The organism is Methylobacterium sp. WL69, assembly GCF_008039485.1.
In the GTDB taxonomy this organism is placed as follows: Bacteria; Pseudomonadota; Alphaproteobacteria; order Rhizobiales; family Beijerinckiaceae; genus Methylobacterium.
Map to the genome: position 1 here is coordinate 21,940 of NZ_VRUZ01000050.1, position 6,738 is coordinate 28,677.

Below are 6,738 nucleotides of genomic sequence, written 5' to 3' on the forward strand. Positions count from 1 at the left end.
ACGGACGCCGCCGGGTTCAGATCAGGTCGGCGAAGGTGCGGCCCGACCAGGCGGGCGACGGTGCTGGCCGCGTGGGCATCCGATCGGGCACGCCCCGCGCCGGGTTCGCGAGCCGTGGTCCGGCGGCCGTCTTCGTCTGGCGCTTGGGCTTGGCCGGGCCGCCGACGGCGTCGAACTCGAACAGGAGCCGCCCGCCGTTCTCGTCCCAGATCCAGCCGTCCTTGGCCACACCGATGAAGCGGCCGGAATAGGCGAACACCTGATCGTCGTCGATGAACGCCGCCGGCGTGCCGTTCCAGAGATAAACCGAGTGTCCGTCGCGACAGAACGCGGTCTCACGACCCTCTCGATCAAAAAATTCGATCATTTCGCGACTCCCTGCCTTGGTGACGATTGTGGTGAACCCGAACGAACGCCGTGCCGGACCCTAGCGACGGGGCTTCTGCATCTTCACGACGGTGTTCTTGGGGCGGCCGAACGGCTTGAGCGGCGTGTTGGCTTCGAGGGCGATGCGGGCCAGATCCTGGGGCCGCGGCGCGCCGGCGGCGATGCGCTTCAGGGCGTCCACCATCTCCTCGATCATCTGGGCCGCCTCGCCCTCCAGGGTTTCCTCGGCGCGGATGCCGTTGAGTTCGGGGACGATCTCTTCGGCCGCCTCGCGCAGTTCCTCGACGAGTTCGGCAGCGGTGTAGCGTTGGGGTGTGGAATGGGCCATGGCGCGACCATGGCAGGCCGGGGCGGGACCGACAACCGGAAGCTGGGATCGGGCGCGCCGCGCGCAATGAACTCCCGGGTCGCTCGGCTGTTGCCTGACGACCCCACACCCAACGGACCGCCCCATGACGCGTAAAACCCTGATCCTCGCCACCGCCCTCGGCTTGTCCCTGGCCGGTCCGGCCTTCGCCCAGACGCTGGCGCCGACGGGGGGCGCCGGCAACACCGGCGTGACGACCCCGTCCATGGCCCCCGACGAGGGGCTCCAGTCCAAGGAGCCGAGCCTGCGCCCCGCGCCGAACGTGGTCGGCAATCCGAGCCCGTCCTCGGTCCCCGGCAGCACCCCCGGGGTGAACGTCGGCGGCACGCCCACCAGCGGTCCGCCCGGAACCGGCGGCACCTCCGGCGGCCCGTCCCTGGGCAACCGGTAAGAGTCAGCGTGCCAGGGCCCGGCGGGGGCTCGTCCCCGGCCGGGCGCGGGCCTGCCGTCGATCGACCCCGTCACGCGAAGGGCGTGGCCGGGCCGAGCGGTTCCGGTCTACCCTCGCCGCTCCACGGAGAAGCCGGACCATGACGATCCCTCGGACACGCTACCGCTGCGACCATGTCCACCTGCGCAGCCGCGATGCCGTCGCCGCCGGGGCCTTCTACGTGGAGATCCTCGGCGCACGGGAGATCGGCCGCGAGGGTGTGCCGGTGAGCCGGGTGATCCTCGACATCGGCGGCCTGACCCTGTTCATCGAGCAGGCGCCGGACGGCCTCGCGCCGTCGGCGCAGGCGCCGCACCTCGGCATCGAGCACATCGGTCTCGCCGTCGAAGACATCGAGGCGACCCACGCGGATCTGCGCCGCCGCAACGCCACCATCGTCTCCGGCATCACCGACGTGCGCCCCGGCCTGCGGGTCCTCTTCATCGAGGGGCCGGACGCCGTCCGCATCGAGTTCCTGCAGCGCTCCGACGCCCCCTGATCCGCCCGCCTCACCGCGTGGCGAACGCGATGCTGATCGCCGCCTTGGCGACGAGGCCGGGATTGGGCAGGGCGTTGAGGTACTGGGTGTAGCGCTTGTCGAAGGCGTTCTGCAGGATGAAGTCCGCCTTGATCCGGTCGTTGACGCGGTAGGAGGCGAAGACATCCACCAGGGCGTAGGCCTTGGTCGCCAGGATGGTGGCGCCCGTGGGCACGTCGGTGCGGGCATCGACGAGGTTCAGGCGGGTGCCCACCGTCAGGCGCCCGTCGAGGAAGCGCAGGCCCAGGGTGGTGCTGATCCGGTCCGGCGGCACGGTGATGAGGCCCTGGCGCGTGGCCCGGTCGCGACCCTCCGTGTGGGTGGCGGCCAGGGAGACGAAGCCGCGGCCCCAATCGTAGGCGCCCTCCAGTTCGACGCCCGAAAGCTCGGCCCGGGCGATGTTGAGGTACTGGAACGACTGGACCGGGATGACGCAGGGGAAGCGCCCCGGAATCCGGGCGCAGGCCGAGGCCGGGATGCCGGCGATGGCCGGCACGAAGTAGGTCGGCCCCACCGCCTGGATGTTGATGAAGTCGTCGATCGCGTTCTGGAAGACGTTGACCTTCGCCCGGACCACGTCGCCCGGCGCGAACACCTCGTCGTATTTCAGGTTGACGCCGCCCTCCACCGTGCGGGCGACCTCGGGGCGCAGGGTCGGGTTCGGCAGGATGCTGAAGGCCGGGAACGGGTGGATGCCCTGGACCAGGGTCTCGGTGATCGAGGGCGCGCGGTAGCCCTCGGCGTAGGTGCCGTAGACCTCGATGCCGGGCAACGGCGAGACGCCGACGGTGATCTTCGGCGAGACCCGGTCGCCGCTGGAGCGGAAGGCGCCGCCCGACAGGTCGTAGGTGTCGTAGCGCAGGGCCCCGATCACCCGGAGCCATCCGGCGTAGCGGATCTCGTCCTGCACGAAGGCGCCGGCGAGGCTGCGCCGGCCGGACGGCGTGAACGCGCCGCCGAACCCGCCGGCGTTGTCGGTGGTGCGGACGTCGTTGCGGACGAAATCGCCGCCGACCGTGACGGCGTGGCCGAGCGCCCAGGTGTCGAAGCGCGCGGTGTTGTGGACGTCGAAGCCCGTGGTCCCGATGTCGTAGGTGATCCGGTCGCCCGCCCGCGTGCCGAGACGGCCGTAGAGGCCGCTGGCCGTGTCCTGCAGGAAGGTCAGGTCGTTGTGCGTGGTGGTGGTGTAGCCCTTGATGCTGAAATCGATCAGCGGGACATCCGGCCGGGCGAAGCGGTAGCCCAGCGTATACGTGTCGGCCTGCACCGCGTTGGCGAAGCGCGCACCGGCATTGCTGGTGCCCGCATTGGCGAAGTCGAAGCGCTGCAGCAGCGCCGTGCCGCTGAGCTCGTGGCCGTCGGCGGGCCGGAGGTTGAATTTGGCGAGCCCCGAGCTGAGTTCGCTGCCGGTGTCGCGCACCGGGATGCCGAGGCCGTCGCGGTACGGCCCGTTGTTGCGGAACACGAACTGTCCGAACACATCCGCCGCCGTGCCGATGCGGGCGCCGAGCGCCGTCGAGTTGATGAACTTCTGGCCGTTGGTCCCAAAACCCTGCTTCTGTACGGCGCCGGCTTTCTCGTCGGGGGCGAGGATGTCGTCGATGGAGCGGGTGCGGAAGGCGGCGACGCCGCCGATGGCGCCCGAGCCGTAGATGGTGGCGGTCGGTCCCCGGGTGATGTCGACGCCGCCGACGAGTTCCGGATCGAGGTAGAACACCCCGTTGGCGCTGTGGCCCGAGGTCTGGAAGTCCTGGCGCGCGCCGTCGACGAGGACGTTGACGCGGCCGAAATCCTGCAGGCCGCGGATGTTGATCGCCTGGGCCGGATCGTTCTGGTTCTCCTGCGTGGTCACGCCCGGCACGTCGCGCAGGACGTCCGACAGGCGGCTCGGCTGGATGCGCTCGATCTGCTCGCGCGTCACCACGCTCGTGCCCGAGAGGGCATCGACGGCGCTGCCCGGGGTCTTGGTCGAGGTGACCGAGATGGTGTCGAGGCTGACATCGGCCGCGGCCGGGACCGGACGGACCGGCGGCGCGGTTGGGGACCGCGTCTGGGCCTGGGCCACGGACACGGCGAGGAACGAGGCGCCGAGCGCCAGCCAGGCGCGGTGGGACGATCGGGACATGGACGCATCCGCCAGAAGCACAGTCGAACAGGATTGGCTGGCTGGCGAAGGGCTGGCTGGCTGATCCCCACCTGTCGCGCCGGATGGCGGAGGGTCAACGGCAGGGGGAACAGCCTAGATTATCGAGACTCCAATCTAACGTCGCACGTTCCTGAAGACGTTCCAGATTTCCCAAGTCATCGATCAGGAACGTTGCCGGCCCGCAACAGTCCGACGAGGCAGGAGGAAGGGCTGTTCCCCCTCCGGAACCCGGCCGACGGGCCACGACACGCCGAAGACCCGTGCGATGAGGCCATCGCGCATGACCTCGGCCGGGGGACCATGGGCGACGAGGCGGCCGTCCTCCAGCACCAGCATGGCGTCGGCGTAGGCGGCGGCGAGGTTCAGGTCGTGCAGGATCGCGATCACGGCCGCACCCCGGCGGGCGAGGTCCCCGGCGGCGTCGAGGAGCGCGCCCTGGTGGCGGAGATCGAGGCTGGCGGTCGGCTCGTCGAGGAGCAGCACCTGCCCTTCGGCGAGGGTCCGACCGGCGGCGAGCTGGCACAGCACCCGGGCGAACTGCACCCGCGCCTGCTCGCCGCCCGAGAGGGTCGGGTAGGCGCGGTCGGCGAGGTGGGTCGCGTCGGCGCGGGCGAGGGCCTCGGCCAGAATGCCGTCGCGGTCGCGCCGGCCGAGGCCGCGGCCGATGCCGTCGAGGCCGATCCGCGCCACCTCCGCGGCGGAGAACGGAAACGCGAGGTGGGCGGCCTGGGGCAGCACGGCGCGCAGGGCGGCGAGCCGCCAGGGTGGAATCGCCGCCACGGCCTCGCCCGCATACGCGACGGAGCCGTGGGTGGGGTTGAGCTCTCCGCTGAGCAGCTTCAGGAGCGTGGACTTGCCGGCTCCGTTCGGACCGACGATGACCTGCAGCGTGCCCGGCCTGGCCTCGAACGAGACCCCGTCCACGAGGCGGCGGCCATTCGTGGCGTAGGCGAGATCGCGGGCGGCGAGGAGCGCGGGCTCAGACATCGCCTCGCCCGCGACCCAGCAGCAGCCACAGGAAGACCGGCGCGCCGACGAAGGCGGTGACGATGCCGATGGGCAGTTCGGCCGGCGCGACGACGAGGCGCGCGGCGACGTCCGCCAGCACCAGGAAGGCGGCCCCGAGGAGCGCACTCGCCGGGAGCAGCCGGCGGTGGTCCGGGCCGATGACGAGGCGCAGGGCGTGCGGCACGACGAGGCCGACGAAGCCGATCACCCCGCTCGCCGCGACGCCGGCCCCCACCGCCACGGCGACGAGGAGGATGGCGAGGCGCTTCAACCGCTCCACCGCCACCCCGAGGTGAAACGCCTCGGCCTCGCCGAGCACCAGGGCGTTGAGGCCCCGGCCGAGGAAGGGCACGAGGACGAGGACGGGCAGCAGGGCCGGCGCCGTCGCCCCCACCTTGGTCCAGGTGGCGCCGCCGAGGCTCCCGAGGGACCAGAAGGTGAGGTCGCGCAGCTGCCGGTCGTCGCTGGCATAGACGAGGAGGCCCGTCAGCGCTCCGCTGAGGGCCCCGAGCGCGATTCCCGCCAGCAGCAGGGTGGCGACGGAGGTGCGGCCGGCCCGCGTGGCGATCCGGTAGAGCCCGAGGGTCACCGTGAGCCCGCCGAGGAAGGCCGCGACGGGGAGTGCGGCGTAGGGCACCGGTCCCGGCAGGCCCGCCCCGGCCAGAAGCCGGTCGCCGAGGACGATCACCGCCGCGGCGGCGAGGCCCGACCCCGCCGAGACGCCGACGAGGGCCGGGTCGGCGAGGGGATTGCGGAACAGGCCCTGCATGAGGGCGCCCGACACGGCGAGGCCGGCGCCGACCATGAGTCCGAGCAGGGTGCGCGGCAGGCGGATGTTGAGCACCACGAGGGCATCGCGGGCCAAGCCCGGCTCAACCCTACCAGGGGTGAGGATGTCGAAGATGCGGCCCGGTGCGATCCGCACCGCCCCGAGTCCGAGGGAGAGCAGGACGGCGAGGACGAGCAGGCCGCCGAGGCCCGCGAAGACGATGGCGCCGGGCCGGCCCGGCGAAGGGGTGATGGTGGCGCCGGGCCGGCCCGGCGCGGGACCGTCAGTCACGCGGCAGGTCCGGGTAGACCGCCCGCATGAGCTCGCCCGCCGCCTCGGGGGTCCGGGGCCCGAAGCCCAGGAGGGTGAGGCCGTCCATGGCGACGAGGGCGCGCCGGGCGGCGGCCGGCGTCTGGCCGAGCGCCGTCCCGCTCGCGAACACCGCCTCGGGGGTGGGACTCTTTCCATCCGTGGTCATCATGATCACGGCGTCCGGGGCGGCGCCGACGATGGCCTCGTCGGTCATGGGCTTGAACCCCTCGATCCCGTCCGCCGCGTTGACGAGACCCGCCAGGGCCAGGATGCCGTCCGCCGTGCTGCCCCGGCCGCCGACCATGACGCGGCCGCCGGTCTGCGACAGCACCACGAGGGCGCGGACCGGCCGCACCACGCGGGCGCGCTGCCGGCCGAGGGCGGCGAACCGGTCGGCGACCGCGCGGCCGAGGTCGGCGGCCGGCGCCTCCAGCCCCGCGAGGCGGCCCACGGTGGCGATCTTGTCCAGCACCCCTTCGGCGGTGGGCGGCTCGCGGACCAGCTCCACGGGCACGCCGGCCTCCCGCAGCAGGGCCAGCACGGCGGGCGGACCGGCGCCCTCGGCGGCGATGACGAGATCGGGCCCGACGGAGAGCAGACCCTCGGCCGAGAGGGCCCGGAGATAGCCGGCATTCGGCCGCTCGCGCAGCACCTCGGCCGGATAGACGCTGGTGGTGTCGACGATGGCGATGCGGGGGCCGGCGCCGAGGCGCCACAGGATCTCCGTGACGGCGCCGCCGAGGGAGGCGATGCGGGTGGCGGCGGCCGCGCGGGCGGGCGG

8 protein-coding genes are annotated in these 6,738 nt (G+C 72.6%); 2 read left to right on the forward strand and 6 right to left on the reverse strand.

The window, feature by feature from the left end; translation table 11 throughout:
- Nucleotides 1-16: 16 nt before the first annotated feature.
- The gene (locus tag FV218_RS14305) at nt 17-367 is read right to left on the reverse strand and encodes a 4-fold beta flower protein (RefSeq protein ID WP_147710292.1); all 351 of its coding nucleotides are present in this window, start codon (nt 365-367) and stop codon (nt 17-19) included.
- A 60-nt stretch (nt 368-427) separates the two neighbouring features.
- Nucleotides 428-715: a hypothetical protein gene (locus FV218_RS14310; protein WP_056087298.1), complete on the reverse strand. Its 288-nt coding sequence runs from the start codon at nt 713-715 to the stop codon at nt 428-430.
- A 124-nt stretch (nt 716-839) separates the two neighbouring features.
- On the opposite strand from FV218_RS14310, the gene FV218_RS14315 reads away from it, so the two are divergent.
- Complete coding sequence (locus FV218_RS14315) at nt 840-1,145, forward strand: hypothetical protein (RefSeq protein ID WP_147710294.1); 306 nt, start codon at nt 840-842, stop codon at nt 1,143-1,145.
- A gap of 139 nt (nt 1,146-1,284) precedes the next feature.
- Entirely contained in the window at nt 1,285-1,683 is a 399-nt protein-coding gene (locus FV218_RS14320) for a VOC family protein (RefSeq protein WP_147710296.1), read from the forward strand.
- A gap of 10 nt (nt 1,684-1,693) precedes the next feature.
- Here FV218_RS14320 and FV218_RS14325 read toward each other — a convergent pair whose 3' ends face one another.
- From FV218_RS14325 to FV218_RS14340, 4 genes are all read right to left on the reverse strand, one after another.
- Nucleotides 1,694-3,847, reverse strand: a complete 2,154-nt coding sequence (locus FV218_RS14325; RefSeq protein ID WP_147710298.1) for a TonB-dependent hemoglobin/transferrin/lactoferrin family receptor — start codon at nt 3,845-3,847, stop codon at nt 1,694-1,696.
- A gap of 183 nt (nt 3,848-4,030) precedes the next feature.
- A complete protein-coding gene (locus tag FV218_RS14330; RefSeq protein WP_147710300.1) occupies nt 4,031-4,855 on the reverse strand; it encodes a heme ABC transporter ATP-binding protein in 825 nt (274 codons plus the stop codon).
- Entirely contained in the window at nt 4,848-5,897 is a 1,050-nt protein-coding gene (locus tag FV218_RS14335; protein WP_187273064.1) for an iron ABC transporter permease, read from the reverse strand. Before FV218_RS14335 ends, FV218_RS14330 begins: the two co-directional genes overlap by 8 nt.
- A gap of 31 nt (nt 5,898-5,928) precedes the next feature.
- A partial coding sequence (locus tag FV218_RS14340) for an ABC transporter substrate-binding protein (protein ID WP_147710304.1) occupies nt 5,929-6,738 on the reverse strand: 810 nt, incomplete at its 5' end.

Excerpts from the sequence above, each read along its gene's own strand:
- FV218_RS14330 (WP_147710300.1), bottom strand. The coding sequence starts at position 4,855 with ATGTCTGAGCCCGCGCTCCTCGCCGCCCGCGATCTCGCCTACGCCACG.
- FV218_RS14325 (WP_147710298.1), bottom strand. The coding sequence starts at position 3,847 with ATGTCCCGATCGTCCCACCGCGCCTGGCTGGCGCTCGGCGCCTCGTTC.
- FV218_RS14310 (WP_056087298.1), bottom strand. The coding sequence starts at position 715 with ATGGCCCATTCCACACCCCAACGCTACACCGCTGCCGAACTCGTCGAG.
- FV218_RS14315 (WP_147710294.1), top strand. The coding sequence starts at position 840 with ATGACGCGTAAAACCCTGATCCTCGCCACCGCCCTCGGCTTGTCCCTG.
- FV218_RS14320 (WP_147710296.1), top strand. The coding sequence starts at position 1,285 with ATGACGATCCCTCGGACACGCTACCGCTGCGACCATGTCCACCTGCGC.
- FV218_RS14305 (WP_147710292.1), bottom strand. The coding sequence starts at position 367 with ATGATCGAATTTTTTGATCGAGAGGGTCGTGAGACCGCGTTCTGTCGC.